The sequence below is a fragment of the Gordonia sp. WA4-43 genome, from assembly GCF_020520305.1.
Classification (GTDB): domain Bacteria; phylum Actinomycetota; class Actinomycetes; order Mycobacteriales; family Mycobacteriaceae; genus Gordonia; species Gordonia hongkongensis.
On sequence record NZ_CP084736.1, the window covers coordinates 1,312,969 to 1,329,837 of the forward strand.

The following is a 16,869-nucleotide window of genomic DNA, read 5'->3' on the forward strand; positions in this document are numbered from 1 at the left end:
GATGCACGGCACCCGGCGTGACGCCGTCGTCATCGGCGCGGGCCACAACGGCCTGATCGCCGCGGCCTACCTGGCACAGGCCGGACGGGATGTGGAAGTACTCGAGCGGGACGACATCCCCGGCGGCGCGGTCTCCACCGTCGAACGGTTCCCCGGCCATCGGGTCGACCGGGGGTCGTCGTCGCATCTGATGATCCGTCACTCCCCCGTCCTCGACGACCTCGACCTCGCCGCGCACGGCCTGCGCTACGTCGACTGCGATCCGTGGGCGTTCGTCCCGGCCACCGCGACCGCCCCGCCGATCGTCTTCCGCACCGACCTCGACGCGACGTGCGCTTCCATCGAGAACGCCTGCGGTGCAGCCGATGCCGCCGCATATCGACGGTTCGTGGAGACGTGGACGCCGCGGGCGCGGGCGGTCATGGATGCGTTCTACCAACCCGCGACGATGGGGAAGTTCGGCCGGGCCTTCGGCGGGCTCGGCGGCACCGCCACCACGGCACGCACGGGGTTGTTCGGCCGGCGCGGCGGCCGGGTGCTGAACCTGACCGCCGAATTGATGGCCTCCGGCGATTCCCTCCTCGACGAGTATTTCGAGTCCGAACAGCTCAAGGCCGGACTCGCGTGGTTCGGCGCCCAGTCCGGACCGCCCATGAGCGCACCGGGCACGGCGCCGATGATCGGATTCGCCGCACTCATGCACCGAATCCCGCCCGGACGCGCGATCGGGGGCAGCGGCGCCCTCACCGAGGCCCTCGTGCACCGGATCCACCAGGACGGCGGCCGTGTCTCCTGCGGCGACCCCGCGGTCTCCGTCGCCCGCTGCGGCGACCACTGGCGGGTGCTCACCGGCACGGGTCAATCCCGTTGTGCCGCAACAGTCATCCACGCCTGCCACGTGCTCACCACGCTCGACCTCCTCGCCGCCGGCGGTTTCGACGCGGGCGTCATCGACCGCTGGCGACGCGCCATCGTCGTGGGCAGCGGGATCGGGATGGCGGTTCGCCTGGGGACGACCGGCCTGCCCGACTACCAGGGGCTGCCCGGCGACCTGCCCGAGCACGGCGTCCATTCGGCTCTCGGACTGCTGGTCACCGACCGCGCCCACCTCACCCGAGCCCATGCCGCGGCGTCGGTGGGCGAGCTCCCGCCGCGCCCGGCCGTGGTCGCGATGAGCTATTCGGCGATCGATCCGACGCTCGCGCCCCCGGGCCGCTCCGTCATCAATCTCTGGGCACAGTGGCATCCGTACCGGCTGGCCGACGGCGACTGGCCGGCCGCGGCGGACCGCGCCGCGAAGGCCGTCGTCGACGAGGTGGACCGCCACGCGCCCGGTTTCGCCGAGTCGGTCGCGCATCGATACATCCAGACGCCGCGAGATCTGGCCGATGAGCTGGGCCTGATCGGCGGCAACATCATGCATGTCGAGATGTCCATCGACCAGATGTTCATGTGGCGTCCCACCCCCGACCTCGCCGGACACCGCGTCCCCGGTGCCGAGGGCCTGCTCCTCGCCGGAGCGTCGACTCACCCCGGCGGAGGTGTCACCGGCGCGAGCGGTTACATCGCCGCCCACCTGGCGCTGCGACGCGGGCGTCGGGGTCTCGGCCGTCGGCCCTGACACCGCCGACACCGGACGCGGCGCGGTGTGACGGGTGCCCCGCGGTCCGGCCGGGGTCTGGCACGATGAGCACCGTGCGTTCGTCGAATCCCGTACCGGGTGCGCCCGGGTCCCGCCGAGCCCGGCGCCTGTTGCCGTCCGCGGTGGCCGTCGCTCTCGTCGCCCTCTCCCCGCTGATGGCCGGTTGTCTCGAACGGTCGACGACGGTGGGAGATCGCTACTCGGGGAGCGTCGTCGTGGCGACCACCCCGGACAATCCGCGCGGGACACCGCAGTTCGACCTCCCCGAGTCGATGATGGGGCAGGTCTCGGTGACCGACTACAAACAGGTGCCCGATCGTCCCGACGCGCCGTCGTCTCCGGGCGCCGGACCCGAGAACACGGCCGAATCCCCCTCACCCTCCGAGCCCGCCGGAAACGACGAGGCCGGCGCGGACGAGAACCCCGACGAGGACGATCCCGCCACGCGCGTCGGAACGCGGGCGTCGTTCAGCGATCTCACCGCGGGGCAGTTCGCCCAACTGGGCGACATCGTGGCCGACGCCTACGGCGACACCTCGCTGACGATGGATCTCACCGCCAAGCGCAGCGGGGAGGTGGTGCGGTTCCGCGGCGACGCCGATCTGACCGAGCTGGTCCCGGACCGCGACTACGTACAACTGACCGTCACCTTCGGCGGTCCGGTGACCGCGACGAACGGCGAGCAGGTCGGCGAGTCCACCGTGACCTGGACCCCCGCTCCGGGTGAACCGTCGGACTTCAGCGCCGATGCCACCTATCCGGACCCGGCGACCGCCGCGGTCAGCAGTTGGTCGTGGTTCGTCGCGTTGCTGTGCGTCGTGGTCGTCCTGGTGATCGTCCGGATCGCCTACTCCAAGCGGTATCGCGGACCGCGGCCCGGACGTCCGGTGGCGGCTAAGACAAACCCTTCGTCGATCTCGGGTGAAGGACTCGCGGCTGCCGCCGATCCCGTGTCGGGTCCGTCATCGGCAACGCCGCCCGCGGATCGAAAGCCACCCGCGGGCACATGATGCCGCGCCGGACCGGCGCCGACACCGGTCCGGCGGAACAGCTTCGGCCGTTCAGGCCGGGACGTGCAGCGCGGCGTCGACGTCCACGCCGAGTCGGCCCAGGACCTCCGTCGTGGCCTTGGCGAAGTTCAGACTGCAGAAATGCAGACACGGCGCACCCTCGGCGACCAGTCGCTGTGCCATCTCGGTGGCGAAGTCGATGCCGACGGCACGGACCGACGCACGATCTTCCTCGGCGCCGTTGCCCGCGGCCTTGGCGAAGCGTTCCTCGACGTCGGGCGGGATCACCGATCCCGACAACTCGACCATGCGCCGCACGGTGGCCAGCGACGTCACCGGCATGATGCCCGGGATGATCGGCTTGAGTCCCTGCTCGGGGTCGGCGGCCGCGACCCGGTCGCGCAGCCGCAGGTAATGCTCGACGTCGAAGAACATCTGGGTGATGGAGTACTCGGCTCCGGCCCGCAGCTTGCTGACGAGTGTGCGGGTGTCGTGTTCGATGTCGGGCGACCGGTGATGCGTCTCCGGGAACGACGCCACCCCCACGTGGAAGTCGCCGAGGGTGTCGATGAGCCGGACCAGTTGCTCGGCGTACTCGACGCCGTCGGGATGGGCGACCCACTCGCCGAGCGGATCGCCGGGCGGATCGCCGCGAAGCGCGAGGATGTTGGTGATGCCCTGGTCGGCGTAGGCACCGACGAGCGCGCGCAGTTCCGCGACACTGTGGTTGACGGCGGTCAGGTGGGCCACCGGCAGCAGCGTGGTCTGTGCGGCGAGCTCACCGGTGATGCGCACCGTGCGATCCCGCGTCGAACCGCCGGCACCGTAGGTCATCGAGACGAACGCCGGGGACAACCGCTCGAAGATGCGCACCGCCCGCCACAGCCGGGACTCGGCCTCGGCGTCACGCGGCGGGAAGAACTCGACCGAGAACGGGACCGGGCCGCGGTGCGGAGCGGACAGGCGTTCGACGATCGAGGGTGCGGGAGCGGTTGGGGTCACCCGCACAGTGTACGGAGCAGGTCGCATAGCCTGGCAGGGTGACCTCCACGATCCCCACGCCCACCTCGCTCGATGCGGTTCCGGGCGCCGTCGAGGCCGAATTACGCGCCTTCTTCGACGACGCGGTCCCGGCCGCCGCCGCGATCGCACCGGTGGTCGGTGAGGCGGCCGAACTGATCCGGGAGTTCGTGCTGCGAGGAGGCAAACGCATCCGACCGGTCTTCGCCTTCGCCGGGTGGCGCTGCGGGACGTCGTCGTCGGACCGTGCCGTCGGGGCCGCAGCCGAGGACGACGCCCCCGGCCCGCGGGACGCGCTGCGCGTCTGCGCCGCACTCGAACTCGTGCAGGCCTGCGCCCTGATCCACGACGACATCATCGACCGGTCGGACACCCGGCGCGGGTACCCGACCGTGCACCGGGAGTTCGAGTCACGGCACGCGAGCGCGGAGTGGGCCGGGGACTCCGGCGCCCACGGGGCGGCGGCCGCGATCCTCGCCGGCGACTTCGCGCTCGCCTGGGCGGACGACCTGGTCCACGGTCACCGGCCGGGGGTTTCGACAGGCTCAACCGGCGGGGACCGCTCAACCGGCGGGGACCGCTCAACCGGCAGGGACCGCTCAACCGGCAGGGACGGCGACCACCCGCTGCCCGCGGAGGTGGGCGCGACGTGGGCGGCGATGCGGACCGAGGTGCTCGGCGGCCAGTTCCTGGACATCGTGAACGAGGCCGGCGGCGACGACTCGACCGAGGCCGCCTACCGGGTGATGGAGTTCAAGACCGCCGCCTACACCGTCGCGCGACCGCTCGAGCTGGGTGCGCGACTCGCCGGTGCGTCCGAGCAGCTGGTACGGACGCTGCGTGCGATCGGGCACGACCTCGGCATCGCCTTCCAGCTCCGCGACGATCTGCTCGGCGTCTTCGGCGATCCCGAACGCACGGGTAAACCGTCCGGGGACGATCTGGTCTCGGACAAGCACACGGCCCTGCGCGCGATCGCGCTGCAACGCGCCGATGCGGCCGACCCGACCCTCGGCGCGCGGTTGCGCTCCTACTTCGGCCGCCGGCTCGACAGCGACGAATTGGGTTCCGCGCGAGACCTGTTGGTCGAGCTCGGCGCGGTGGCCGAGGTGGAGAACTCGATCGACGAGCTGTTGGGGTCGGCGTTGACCGCGCTCGACGCCGCCGACATCGGCGACGACATCCGTGCCGAGCTGATCGCGGTCGCCCATCGCGTCGCGCACCGTCAGGCGTGAGCACTTCCGTGACAGGTGCCGCCACGGCCGGTCGGGGCGATCTGATCCTCGGCGCGATCGGGTCCGTGCTGGTCTGTCTCGGCAGCTTCGGGGTCGGCGACCCGCCGCGCAACTCCGCTCTTCTCTCCGATCTGGGTCTGAGCTGGATCACGTACGGGCACGGCAAGAACGTCTTCGGGACGCTGTTCTGGCTGGGCGTGTTCCTCATGGTGTTCGGGTGGGTCCGGCTGGGGCGTCGGATCATCTCCTCCACCACCGACACCGCGCCGACGACGCGGACGCTGAGCCGATGGGTGCTCGTGTGGACCGCTCCCCTGCTCGTCGCGGTGCCGGTGTACTCGCGCGACGTCTACGCCTATCTCGCCCAGGGCGCGGTGTTCGGCGCCGGTTTCGACCCGTATGCCGACGGTCCCGCCCACCTGCCCGGTCCGCTCGTCGACAGCATGGCGCAGGTCTGGGCGACCACGACGGCACCGTACGGCCCCTTCTTCATGGGCATGCTGCGCGTCGTCACCGAGATCACCGGCGACCAGGTCGTCCTCGGCGTGCTGGCCATCCGGCTGGTGCTGCTGCCCGGACTCTTCCTGTCCCTCTGGGCGATACCCCGATTGGCGGAGCGGTTCGGGGCCTCCCCGCAAGCCGGACTGTGGCTGGTGCTGTTCAACCCGCTGGTCCTGATCCATCTCGTGGCGGGACCGCACGTTGAGCTGCTGATGATGGGCGTCCTCGTCACCGGGATCGTCCTGGTGGTCGACGGCCGGCACGTGGTGGGCACAGCCGTCCTGGCGCTCGCGGTGTCGATCAAGATCACCGCCGGCATCGCACTGCCGTTCGTCTTGTGGATTTGGTTGTCGCACATCCGTTCCCGGCGACCGGTGACCGTCCGCGACGTGGTGACGGTGTTCGCATCCATCGTCGGGATCGCGGTCGCGGTGTTCGGCCTGTGGACCCTGGTGATCGGTTTGGGACTCGGCTGGCTCACCGGCCTGGGGTGGGCCGACGTCATCATCAACTGGTTCACGATTCCCACCCTGGCCGCCCATGTCGTGACCCTCGTCGCGGCGCCGTTCGTCGCCCTCAATCTGCAACCGGTGCTGGAGGTCACGCGGGCAATCGGTTCGGTGGTCCTCGCGGTCACGCTGGTCGCGCTCTGGTGGCGCCACCGCCACGACGTGCGGGACGCGGTCGCCGGGATGGCGTGGGCGATGCTGGCTGTACTCCTGCTCGAGCCGTCGACGCTGCCCTGGTACTACACGTGGGTGCTGGTGATCGCGGTGGCCTTCGACCTGCCGATGTGGGTGCGGGCCTCGGTCGTCGGTGCCTCGACGTTCCTGCTCATCGTGTTCCAGCCCGACGACGCGATCGTCTTCTACAAACCTGTCGAGGTGACGCTGGCGGCCGCACTGGCCGGCGTCGCGGCCTGGTCGCTGACCCGTCGGGACCCGTTGCGGCTGGGCCGGTTCGGGAGGTGGGCGTGGGGCGCGACCCCGGCCGGCGAGGGCACTCTCGCGTCGGATGTCCTCGCGGAGACGGGCGTCGAGGAGTCGGGGCGCGCCGAGGCCGAGCACCGGGAGTCCGGACCCCGGGGGTTCGGGGCCGGGGCGTCGCTCAGAAAGCCTGGGCCTGCGCCCGGCGGATGACCTCGCGGGCGAGATCCGTGTGCAGCGCTGCCGCCGGGTGGAGTCCGAGATCTTCCTGCTCGGTGAACAGCCACTCCATCACCTCGTCGCGCGTGTAACCGCCGTCGATCAGGACCGCCACGAGCCCGTAGAAGTGTTTCGCGACGCCGCCCTCGTCCACGAAGAGCGCCGGAATCGCCGGGTATCCGTTGTGGGAGACCGCGAGCAGGTGATGGTCACGGATGAGTGTCCGCACCCGGTTGGTCGACACCCCGAGGCGGTCGGCGACATCGTCGATCGACAGGAACTCGGTGTCGGAAGGCAGAGTGTCAGGCGACAACGGTAGGGAACCCACGTCGAAAGGGTAGCCGGTAGTCGGGAGCGGGAGAAACCGTCGGGTCGCGACGACATGACGAACGAGACCCGCGAACGCCCCGGCGGCGACACCCTCGGTCGGCATCGTGCCGATGCTCTCGACCGGCCCGGGCTGCAGGTAGATTCGGCAGCGTGAACTCCCCCGTCGACACGATGCTCGGGACCGTCCTCGAGGACCGGTACCGGATCGACGCGCCCATCGCGCGCGGCGGCATGTCGGCGGTCTACCTCGCCGTCGACCTGCGGCTGGGACGCGACGTGGCGGTGAAGGTGATGGACTCCCGGTACTCGGGAGACCCACAGTTCTTGCGCCGCTTCGAGTTCGAGGCACGCGCGGTCGCCGGCCTGAAACATCCCGGGCTCGTCGCGGTGTACGACCAGGGCATCGACGACGGCATCGCGTTCCTGGTGATGGAACTGGTCGACGGGGGCAGCCTGCGCGAACTGTTGCGCGAACGCGGCCCGATGCCACCCCATGCCGTCGTCGCGGTGGCCGCGCCGGTACTCGGCGGGCTCGGCACCGCACATGCCGCGGGTCTGGTGCACCGGGACGTGAAACCCGAGAACGTGCTCATCTCCGACGAGGGCGAGGTGAAGGTCGCGGACTTCGGACTGGTGCGAGCCGTGGCCGAGGCCGGGGTGACCTCGGCCAGCGTGATCCTCGGGACCGCTGCCTACCTCTCCCCCGAACAGGTCGAGTCCACCCACGCCGACGCTCGCAGCGATGTCTACTCCATGGGTGTGATGATGTTCGAACTCCTCACGGGCAGAACACCTTTCTCGGGCGACTCACCCCTGGCCCTCGCCTACCAGCGACTCAGCTTCGACGTGCCGGCGCCGGGCGACGTGATCCCGGGGGTGCCGGAGGAGTTCGACGAGATCGTGCTGCGCGCGACCGAACGCAACCCCGCCGATCGATATGCCGACGGCTTCGACATGCAACGGGCCCTGCTCACCGTCGCCGACGAACTCGACCTCCCGCCGTTCACGGTGCCCGCTCCGCGCCGGTCGGCCGAGCGTCAGACGGTGTCGCGCTACCGGGGCCCCGATCCCGGCGGCCATGGCACCCGGGTCCAGTCGGTGCCCGGCCCGGCGCGGCCCGCGGACACAGCGACACCCGTGGAGCAACCTGCGGCCGAGCGCGACGACGTCGGCTCCGCGCCGCGACCGGTGACCCGTCGTACCTCACGGCCGGTGGCCGTCGAGCCCGAACTCATCGGCGGCAGCCGGCTCGGCGCGCTGGTCTGGATAGTCGTCGTGCTGGTGCTGGTCGGCGGCCTCGGCGCCCTCGGATTCTGGGTCGGCAGCACGTTCCTGGCGATCGGCTGACGCCCCGCTCCCTCAGCCGCGCAGCATCTCCGCGACGAGGAACGCCAGCTCGAGCGACTGCTGCGTGTTCAACCGCGGATCGCAGGCCGTCTCGTAGCGTCCCCCGAGGTCGAGATCCGAGATCTCCTGTGCGCCACCGAGACATTCGGTGACGTCCTCGCCGGTCAGCTCGACGTGGACACCGCCCGGATGACTACCCAGCGCGCGATGCACCTCGAAGAACCCCTGCACCTCGTCGACGATGCGGTCGAAGTGCCGGGTCTTGAAGCCGGTCGACGCCTCATGGGTGTTCCCGTGCATCGGATCGCACTGCCAGATGACCTTGTGTCCGGTCGCCTCGACGGCACCGACGATGGCCGGCAGCACGTCGCGGACCTTGCCGTTGCCCATCCGCGCGACGAGCGTGAGTCGCCCCGGCACGTTGTGCGGATCGAGACGCTCGACGTATTCGACGGCCTGCTCGGGCGTCGTCGTGGGCCCGATCTTGACGCCGATCGGATTGCTGATGAGCTCCGCGAACGCGATGTGGGCGCCGTCGAGCTGGCGGGTCCTCTCCCCGATCCACAGGAAGTGCGCCGAGAGGTCGTAGAGGACCTTGCCGGCACCCTCGGGGTCGTCGGCCAGCCGCAGCATGGCGCGCTCGTAGTCGAGGACGAGCGCTTCGTGCGAGGCGAAGATGGAGGCGGAGTTCAGGTTCGAATCGGTGACGCCGCAGGCGTCCATGAACCGCAGGCCGCGATCGATCTCGGACGCCAGGGCCTCGTAGCGTGCGCCGGCGGGTGACGTGCGCACGAACTCGCGGTTCCAGTCGTGCACCCGGCTCAGATCCGCCTCGGCCTGGGTGAGAGCGCGGACCAGGTTCATCGCGGCCGCGGCATTCGCGTAGGCGCGCACCAGCCGGGACGGGTCGTGTGCCCGCACCGCCGCGTCGGCCACGAATCCGTTGACCATGTCGCCGCGGTAGGAGGGCAGCCCCAGGGCGTCGGTGTCGGATGATCGCGGCTTGGCGTACTGGCCCGCGATCCGGGCGACCTTGACGACCGGCATGCTGGCGCCGTAGGTGAGCACGACCGCCATCTGCAACAGCGTGCGGATGTTGCCTTTGATGTGCGGTTCGGTGTTGTCGGCGAACGTCTCCGCGCAGTCACCGCCCTGCAGGAGGAACGCACGCCCCTCGGCGACGTCGGCCAGCTGCGCGGCGAGTGTCTGGACCTCGGCGGGCATACAGATCGGCGGGACCGACTCGAGGACGGTCCGCATCTTGCGCGCCTCGTCGGCCGGCCAGCTCGGCTGCTGTACCGCCGGGCGGCTGATCGCGTCGTCGAAACGCGTCTGGAGATCCCCCGGAAGCGGCGGGAGCTCGGGAAGGTCGTCGATCGGAACGTCTACGGTCCAGTTCACCACCCGTCCAGGGTAGAGGAGACGTGGCCGTGGATTCGTCCGCGGGTCAGACGCGGGCCTTCTCGATCGCCTCCCACCGGCGCAGGTTGTGCCGGGCGTCGCTCAACGCGTCGTGCGCGTCCGACGGCGTGGGCGGCAGCGCCGGGCGGCCCGCGGCCTCCCAGTGCTGACGCAGCTCACGGGTGAACCGCGGGATCTCGCGCGGCAGCGCGGTCATGGGACCCCACAACTGACACAGCACGACATGGTCGTAGGCGCCCACCCAGGCCCACAGCTCGATGTCGGAGCCGTCGGCGGTGAGGAACTCGAGGAGATCTTCCCGGATGCGTCGACGGTCCCGCCACGCGGACGACGACGGCGAGGGCAGTTTCGGCAGCACGTTGGCCCGCACCCAGTCCCCCGCCCGGCCGGGGTCGAAATCGGTCGACACCGCATAGAACTCGCGGCCGTCCTCACCGACGACCCCGATCGAGACCAGCTCGATGGTGGTGCCGTCCTCGATGAACTCCGAGTCGTAGAAGAAACGCATGGGTCAAGTATTCACACACCCTCGTGCCGACCCGCTCACCGCGCACCGTTTCGCCATACCGCCCTCCGCCTGTCTACCCTGGTATTTCGTGCGCTCCAGGTCCGTGCTGGCGACCGCTCTCCTGGCGGCGTCGATCATCGCGCGGCTCGTCTGGGACACGCTGACCGTGAACGGCAGGAACTTCGTGGACCTGCACGTTTACCGCGACGGTTCGGCGGGTCTCGCCGACGGGTCGCTCTATCTCTTCACCTACGCCGGTGAGACCGACTTCGCCCTGCCCTTCACGTATCCGCCGTTCGCGGCCGTCGTGCTGTACCCGTTGTCTCTCGTGCCATGGGACCTGGTGGCCATCGGCTGGCAGCTCGCGACGTTCGGAGCCCTGTACACCTGCGTCGTCCTCGCCTTACGCCTGTGCGGGTCGACGACCGACGTCTACGCCGTGGCCGCACTCTGGACCGCCCCCGCGATCTGGTGCGAACCGGTCCGGGTCACCCTGGACTACGGCCAGATCAACGTCTTCCTGATGCTGGGCACCCTGCTGGCGGTCACCTGGGCGCGCAGCGACCGCGGGGTGCTCGCCGGCGGCGCACTCATCGGTCTGATGGCCGGGGTCAAGCTCACCCCGGCGATCTCCGGGCTCTGGTATCTCGCCGCCCGCAAACCCCTGGGCGCCCTGGCCGCCGCGGTCGCCTTCGTCTTCACCGTCCTCGGTTGCCTGCTGCTCTTCCCCGACGTCACCCGCACCTACTACGGGACCCTACTCGGCGACGCCGAGCGCATCGGCCCCGTCGAGGCGGTGATCAATCAGAGCCTGCGCGGCACCCTGTCCCGCTTCGTGGGCTTCGACGTGGGGTCGGGCTGGATCTGGATGGTCGGCGTCCTGGTCGCGGTCGTGGTGGCGGTGTTCGCCGGCCGCGCGGTGTCCGACGCGCTCGGCATCCTGCTGGTGGTCCAGCTCTTCGGACTCCTGGTGTCGCCGATCTCGTGGGTCCATCACTGGGTGTGGATCATCTCGCTGGGAATCTGGCTCGTGCACGGCACCGGTTCGCGGCGCCGGGGCGCGCGGGCGGTCCTCGCGATGTGGATCGTGGTCGCGGGCCTCGGGATTCCGTGGTTGCTCCGGGTCACGATCGAGTACGGTCCCCATCCCCCGGCGGCACTCGAGGCGATCTTCGGGGCCGCGTGGCCGGCGGCCACCTTCGTCACCTTCGCCTGGATGATCGCGACGCGCGCCGCGCGCGACGAACCCCGCGACACCCGACCGCGCGACGTCGTCGCCGCGGCGATCGTCGCCGACGGCCGGCTGCTGCTGGCGCAGCGGTCCCGTCCCGCCGAACTCGCCGGTCTGTGGGAACTGCCCGGCGGTCGTGTCGAGTCGGGGGAAACCCATGCGGCGGCGCTGGTTCGGGAGATCCGCGAGGAGCTCGGAGCCGAGGTCGAAGCCGGCGAGGGCGTCGGCTCCCCGGTCGCGCTGCCCGGTGGCCTGACCCTGCACGCCTACGTTGCGCGGTTGCGTTCGGGGACTCCGACCGCGCTCGAGCACCTCGCCGTGCGCTGGTTCTCCGCCGACGAGCTACGACACCTCGACGCAGCCGAGATCGTCCCGGCAGATCGCGACTGGATTCCGGAGCTGTGCGCCGTCCTGGACGGCACCCGGGTCGGCGACGCCGGCTGACCGACTGCGGCGGGTGCTCCCCGAGGAGTGCCCGGAGGGCGCAACCAACCACCGCTCCCTGGGAGCGCCCGGAGCTTGCGGAGGGCGCAACCAACCACCGCTCCCTGAGGAGCGCCCGGAGCTTGCGGAGGGCGCAACCAACCACCGCTCCCTGAGGAGCGCCCGGAGCTTGCGGAGGGCGCAACCAACCACCGCTCCCTGAGGAGCGCCCGGAGCTTGCGGAGGGCGCGTCACGAAGGGTCCTGGTGAGATGCGTCGCCAACCCTTCGTGGCTCGTCGCTAGCGCTCCTCGCACCTCAGGGAGCAGAGGGCGGTCAGAGACTTCCTCAAGCGGCGGCGTCGGCCGCCGGGGGCTCGACCGGCGGGGCCTGGTTCTTGAGACTCGCAGCGTAGACGTCGACGTACTGCTGACCCGAGAGCTGCATCAGCTCGTACATGATCTCGTCGGTGACCGCGCGTTCGATGTAGCGGTTGCCCTCCATGCCCTCGTAACGCGAGAAGTTCAGGGGCTTGCCGATACGCACCGACACCCGGGTGGGTCGCGGCAGGATGCTGCCCGGCGGGTTGAACTTGTGGGTGTCGATCATCGCGACGGGGATGACCGGCACCCCGGTGTCCATGGCCAGCCGGGCGAGACCGGTCTTTCCCTTGTAGAGGCGTCCGTCGGGCGATCGGGTGCCCTCGGGGTACATCCCCATCAGCTTGCCCTTGTCGAGCTGGCGGCGTGCCGCGGTGAGCGCACCCTCGGCGGCCTCGGCTCCCGACCGGTCGATGGGGATCTGACCGACCGCGGTGAAGAACCAGCGCTGGAAGCCACCTTTGAGCCCCGTACCGGTGAAGTACTCGTTCTTGGCGAGGAAGTAGATGCGGCGATCCACCATCAGCGGCAGGAAGAAGCTGTCCATCACCGCGAGGTGATTGCTCGCCAGGATCGCCGGGCCGTCGGTCGGGATGTTCTCGTGTCCTTCGATCGTCGGCCGGCCGAGGACCCGCAGGATCGGACCGAGAAAGATGTACTTGAACGCCCAGTACCACATGAGAATCTCCTCGCCGCGCACACCGACCCGATGACCACCGCCGGACAACCGCGCCGCGGAGACCGCGGAACCGAGGAGTGTCCCGACGCCAAGACCTTACCCGCGTCGCACTCTACCGTCCGGCCGGGACCGCTCGGGGTCTCGCCGGGAGCACTCAGAGCCCGGAGACCGGCCGTGTCTCGGGGTGCGGGTCGGCCAGAGGGCGTGCGGCCGTCCGGATCGCCTGTCGCGCAACCTCGGCCGCGCCCACGACGCCGGCGGTCTCGCCGAGCTGGGTACCGCGGATACGCGCGAGCTGACGGTGTCCGGCACCGGTGACCTGGCGGGCGTAGTGCTCCCGGGCCTCGTCGAGGAACAGCCCCGACGCCGCGCCGACGCCGCCGGCCAGGACGATGAGGTCGGGGTCGAAGATGTCGGCGATCATCGCGAGCCCCTGGCCGAGCGACGTCGCGAACCGCGCGAACGCGGCCAGCGCGACGGCGTCCCCGTCGGCGGCCGCGCGGGCGACCCGACGGCCGGTCAGCGACCCGGGGTCCGCGGCGACATCGGCGGCGAGTTGGCTGCGCCCCCAGTCGCCGTCGGCGAGCAACTCGACCACGGTGTCCACGAGTGCGGTGCCGCTGCAGTACCGCTCCCAGCAGCCGCGTTTGCCACAGGCACAGGCGCGCCCGTCGGGGACGATCGTCAGATGTCCGAGTTCCGGTGCGACGCCGTAACTTCCGCGGTAGATCTCCCCGTCGATCACGAACCCGGCGCCGATCCCGGTCCCGATCGCCAGGACGACGGTGTTGTGCCCACGGGCCGCCGCGCCGAACCGCCATTCGGCCACCGCGGCGGCGTTGGCGTCGTGTTCGGCGAAGACCGGGATCCCGACGCGGCGGGTCATCTCCTCGGCGACCGGCGCCTCGCGCCAGGGCAGATGCGGCGCGAACCGGACGATGCTGCGGTCGGTGGTCAGGAAGCCGGCGATCGCGAGCCCGACGGCCTTCGCGTCCCAGCGCGAGGTCAGTTCGCCGACCAACCGGTCCAGGCAGTGCTCGAGCGCGGCCGCGGTCGGCGGGGTCTGCGCGCGGAGGGTGTCGAGCATCGTCCCCCGGTCGTCGACCACCGAGGCGCGCACGCTGGTGCCGCCGATGTCGATGCCGATCGTCAGGTCGCCCATCAGTTCTCCTGCCCGGGGCCGGGTTCGGGGGGCGGCGTGGCCCGCCGTGAGGCATCACCGCGTCGCGGTGTGCCGGCCTCGCGCCCGGCGGCCGGTCCGTTGAATCGCACCGCGATCGGTTCGTACTGGCGTGGTGACGCCGATGAGGTCGGCGACGAACGCAGCGCCTCGGCGATGGCCTCGAGTACGGCGATGACCGCGGCGATCAGCCGGGCGACCAGATCGCCGATCTCGGCGAGCAACGAGGTGATCTCCCCCGACGCCCCGGAGAGCGCATGTCCGAGCGGACCACCGTCGGCGAAAGCGGCGAAACCGGGGCGCGTCCCCGTTGCATTCGCACCACCGGCGGTGGCCGACTGCGGAGCCGGCGCGAAGAGCGCGGCCAGGTGGTCGATCTGGGCGGCCAGTCCGAGCAGCAGGTCGCGCACCGGATCGGCGGGTCCGTCGCGACGCCCGTCCGCGGACCCGTCACCGGCCTGCCGGAACGTCTCGTCGTCCGTGCCCATCGCCAACTCTCCCCTTCTCCCGGCCCCGCGCGAACACCCACCCGCGTGTCTGTCGTCGGGGTCATCGGCACCGTACCCTGCCGTCTCGAACAGTGCGGTCTGGCGAACGTACCCCGCCCGGGCGGGATCATTCCACCATCGCCGTCCCACCTGGCCGTCGGGAACTGCGCGGCGCCGACGTAGCGGGCCGAGGAACCGGTTCAGTTCTGCGGCCGGGGCCACACCGCCGGATCGGGGACGAAGCCGATGCCCAGGGTCGTGCCGTCCCAGTCGGCGCCGACGACCGTGCAGCGCCGTAGCACCGACGGCAGCCGCACCGGATGGCGGAATCCCGCGATCGTCACCAGGAGGTCGTCTCCGCTGCGCCCGAGCGCCAGCGAATCCGGTTCCGGTAGGCGCTGCGGCCACGACAACCGGTACACCGGACCGGCCGGCTTGCCGCTCACGCGCCCCTGGCCCGCCTCGACCTCGGCCGCGGCCGAACCCCGGGGGACGCCGTGCGGTGCCGGCAACGAGACCGAGAGCTTGCGGAGCCGCGCCATGCGATCGATCGCACCGGGCGATTTCTCGACCACCTCGACGACGACGGAACGCGAACCGTCGGAACCGGCGAGTTCGGCCCGCACCATGTCCGCGACCTCGGCCGCCGGTTCGGCGCCGACGCCCGCGTTGACCTGGACCGAGGCCAGCGGCAGGCCCATGAGGTCGGCGGCGGCGAGATGGTGGCCGGTGAGTCGTCGGCTCCGGTCGTCGGCGGCGAGAACGAGGTGCACCGCCACCGCATGCGGATCGGCGAACAGTTCGGCGATGTCGAGGCAGTCCCGGTCGATGGCGTCGACCGCGGCCGTCAATTGCGCGACCATCGGACGCTCGGAAGCGATCGCGAGGCGTCGGTGACGCGGCCAGAACCGGTTGAGGGCCTGGCTGAGAACTGCTCCGCCACGGAGGAACTGGAGTGGGTCACCACACCCGGAACAGTCGACGACGATCCGCTGCCACCGGCCGCTGATCGCCTCGTCCCGGATACGGCGCAGGAGCAGGAAGTCGTCGATCCCGGGCAACGAGGTGAGCTCGGCGGCGTCGATCCCGGCCAGGGTGCCGACGCCGGGCAGGACCGTCTTGCTGCGGCTCACGGTGTGCTCGAGCACCTCGACGAACGCCGACCATGTGCGTTCGGTGAGGTCCAGTCGGTCCAGGGTCAACAGGTGCAGGTATTTGGACACCGCGACGGGCTCGCCGGGCCGGCGGTACACCCGTGCCCAGTCGGGAACCGGCGACCAGCGGTCGACGGTGATGAGGAGCGTGTCGGATTCGGCTGCCGACAGGCCCGACCGGGGCACGGCCCGGGCCGACCGGGAGGTGCCGGGACGCTGGGTCGCACCGGCGGCCGCGACCGCGGAGACACCGGAACCCCCCGGCCCGAGCACGATGTGGATGGGTGTGAGATCGATCAGCCTTCGACCCTCTTCTTGAGGTCGTTCAGCGCGGCATCGGTGATCGCCTTCTCGGCTCGCCGCTTCAGCTGGCCGATCATGGGCACCTGCAGGTCGACCATGAGTTCGTAGGTCACCTTCGTCGATCCCGTGACCTGTTGGGTCAGCACGTATCGTCCGCGCTGATCCTTCTGCAGATCGCTCGACACCAGGCGCCACGACACCGCGGGGGCGTTCCGATCCCATTCGTAGGCAAGCACATACGTGTCCTGGAGGACACCGGCGTCGAGCACGAACCTGACCTCGAGGGCGCGGCCGGCTTCATCCGTGCGCAGCACCTCGACCTCGCGGGCGGCGGTCACCCACTCCGGGTAGTGCTCGAAGTCGGCGATGACGGCGAGGATGGCGTCGGCGTCGGCGCCGATGACGATGTCGCGTTCGGTGTGGTCGGCCATCACCGCATCCCGGCCGACTCAAGACCGGCGGCGGGACCACCGACGACGCGGCCCTTCTCCAGCAGTCGTTTGACCTCGAAGGAGACCTCTTTGCCCGTCACGCGGCGCAGCTTGTTCTCCTCGGCCAGCACGTCGGCGCGGGTGCGGGGGTCGTCGGGCAGCGGACCGGTGGGTTCGGCGTGGAGGAAGTAGTGGAGCACGAAGCCGTCGAGGACCGCCTCGTTCCAGATCTCCATCGTCCCCGACACCGGACCCGCGACCTGCCAGCGCACGCCCTGCTCGCCCCGGTCCTCGGTGACCGCCAGACGCAGGTCCGGCCACCACCGGCGCCAGTTGGCGGGGTCGCCGATCACGGCGGTCGCCAACGGCGGCGCCGCGGCGACGAAGACCTCGTCGGCCACCTGGATGCTCGTCACGCCCACTAGCTTCACATACTCGTGT

At 70.6% G+C, this 16,869-nt stretch carries 16 protein-coding genes; 6 read left to right on the top strand and 10 right to left on the bottom strand.

Annotated elements, in window-relative coordinates:
• Window position 1: 1 nt before the first annotated feature.
• Window positions 2-1,621: a phytoene desaturase family protein gene (locus LEL84_RS05865; protein ID WP_226514256.1), complete on the top strand. Its 1,620-nt coding sequence runs from the start codon at window positions 2-4 to the stop codon at window positions 1,619-1,621.
• Window positions 1,622-1,686: 65 nt separating this feature from the next.
• Entirely contained in the window at window positions 1,687-2,652 is a 966-nt protein-coding gene (locus LEL84_RS05870; protein WP_065632288.1) for an LppM family (lipo)protein, read from the top strand.
• A gap of 51 nt (window positions 2,653-2,703) precedes the next feature.
• Here the strand turns inward: LEL84_RS05870 and LEL84_RS05875 are convergent, their stop codons facing one another.
• Window positions 2,704-3,681, bottom strand: coding sequence for a methylenetetrahydrofolate reductase (locus LEL84_RS05875; protein ID WP_058251700.1), 978 nt, complete (start codon window positions 3,679-3,681; stop codon window positions 2,704-2,706).
• An 11-nt stretch (window positions 3,682-3,692) separates the two neighbouring features.
• On the opposite strand from LEL84_RS05875, the gene LEL84_RS05880 reads away from it, so the two are divergent.
• Both LEL84_RS05880 and LEL84_RS05885 read left to right on the top strand, forming a co-directional pair.
• Window positions 3,693-4,907 (top strand): polyprenyl synthetase family protein, encoded by a 1,215-nt coding sequence (locus tag LEL84_RS05880; RefSeq protein ID WP_226513548.1) that lies wholly within the window; start codon window positions 3,693-3,695, stop codon window positions 4,905-4,907.
• Window positions 4,904-6,547: an alpha-(1->6)-mannopyranosyltransferase A gene (locus LEL84_RS05885; RefSeq protein WP_065632285.1), complete on the top strand. Its 1,644-nt coding sequence runs from the start codon at window positions 4,904-4,906 to the stop codon at window positions 6,545-6,547. The genes LEL84_RS05880 and LEL84_RS05885 overlap by 4 nt, the downstream gene beginning before the upstream one ends.
• On the opposite strand, the gene LEL84_RS05890 is transcribed toward LEL84_RS05885, so the two are convergent.
• Window positions 6,516-6,881, bottom strand: coding sequence for an Rv2175c family DNA-binding protein (locus LEL84_RS05890; protein WP_058251861.1), 366 nt, complete (start codon window positions 6,879-6,881; stop codon window positions 6,516-6,518). The two genes, LEL84_RS05885 and LEL84_RS05890, sit on opposite strands and share 32 nt — an antisense overlap.
• 152 nt (window positions 6,882-7,033) lie before the next feature.
• Here LEL84_RS05890 and LEL84_RS05895 point away from each other — a divergent pair, with 152 nt between their 5' ends.
• The gene (locus tag LEL84_RS05895; protein ID WP_226513549.1) at window positions 7,034-8,230 is read left to right on the top strand and encodes a protein kinase domain-containing protein; all 1,197 of its coding nucleotides are present in this window, start codon (window positions 7,034-7,036) and stop codon (window positions 8,228-8,230) included.
• Between the two features lie 12 nt (window positions 8,231-8,242).
• Here the strand turns inward: LEL84_RS05895 and LEL84_RS05900 are convergent, their stop codons facing one another.
• Together LEL84_RS05900 and LEL84_RS05905 are read right to left on the bottom strand one after the other, a co-directional pair.
• Window positions 8,243-9,634: a class II 3-deoxy-7-phosphoheptulonate synthase gene (locus LEL84_RS05900; RefSeq protein ID WP_068970557.1), complete on the bottom strand. Its 1,392-nt coding sequence runs from the start codon at window positions 9,632-9,634 to the stop codon at window positions 8,243-8,245.
• Window positions 9,635-9,677: 43 nt separating this feature from the next.
• Window positions 9,678-10,160 carry a polyadenylate-specific 3'-exoribonuclease AS gene (locus LEL84_RS05905; RefSeq protein WP_058251695.1) on the bottom strand — a complete coding sequence of 161 codons (483 nt, stop codon included), beginning with the start codon at window positions 10,158-10,160 and terminating at the stop codon, window positions 9,678-9,680.
• A 103-nt stretch (window positions 10,161-10,263) separates the two neighbouring features.
• Here LEL84_RS05905 and LEL84_RS05910 point away from each other — a divergent pair, with 103 nt between their 5' ends.
• A complete protein-coding gene (locus LEL84_RS05910) occupies window positions 10,264-11,835 on the top strand; it encodes a glycosyltransferase 87 family protein (RefSeq protein WP_319005273.1) in 1,572 nt (523 codons plus the stop codon).
• A gap of 326 nt (window positions 11,836-12,161) precedes the next feature.
• Here the strand turns inward: LEL84_RS05910 and LEL84_RS05915 are convergent, their stop codons facing one another.
• The 6 genes from LEL84_RS05915 to LEL84_RS05940 form a co-directional block, all read right to left on the bottom strand.
• The gene (locus tag LEL84_RS05915; RefSeq protein WP_068972097.1) at window positions 12,162-12,872 is read right to left on the bottom strand and encodes a lysophospholipid acyltransferase family protein; all 711 of its coding nucleotides are present in this window, start codon (window positions 12,870-12,872) and stop codon (window positions 12,162-12,164) included.
• Between the two features lie 154 nt (window positions 12,873-13,026).
• A complete protein-coding gene (locus LEL84_RS05920) occupies window positions 13,027-14,034 on the bottom strand; it encodes an ROK family protein (protein WP_058253064.1) in 1,008 nt (335 codons plus the stop codon).
• Window positions 14,034-14,540: a hypothetical protein gene (locus LEL84_RS05925; RefSeq protein WP_159371059.1), complete on the bottom strand. Its 507-nt coding sequence runs from the start codon at window positions 14,538-14,540 to the stop codon at window positions 14,034-14,036. Before LEL84_RS05925 ends, LEL84_RS05920 begins: the two co-directional genes overlap by 1 nt.
• A 200-nt stretch (window positions 14,541-14,740) precedes the next feature.
• Entirely contained in the window at window positions 14,741-15,970 is a 1,230-nt protein-coding gene (locus tag LEL84_RS05930; protein WP_226514258.1) for an ArsA-related P-loop ATPase, read from the bottom strand.
• Between the two features lie 20 nt (window positions 15,971-15,990).
• Window positions 15,991-16,428 carry an SRPBCC family protein gene (locus LEL84_RS05935; RefSeq protein WP_165629898.1) on the bottom strand — a complete coding sequence of 146 codons (438 nt, stop codon included), beginning with the start codon at window positions 16,426-16,428 and terminating at the stop codon, window positions 15,991-15,993.
• Complete coding sequence (locus LEL84_RS05940) at window positions 16,428-16,859, bottom strand: hypothetical protein (protein ID WP_065630040.1); 432 nt, start codon at window positions 16,857-16,859, stop codon at window positions 16,428-16,430. Before LEL84_RS05940 ends, LEL84_RS05935 begins: the two co-directional genes overlap by 1 nt.
• Window positions 16,860-16,869 lie beyond the last annotated feature (10 nt).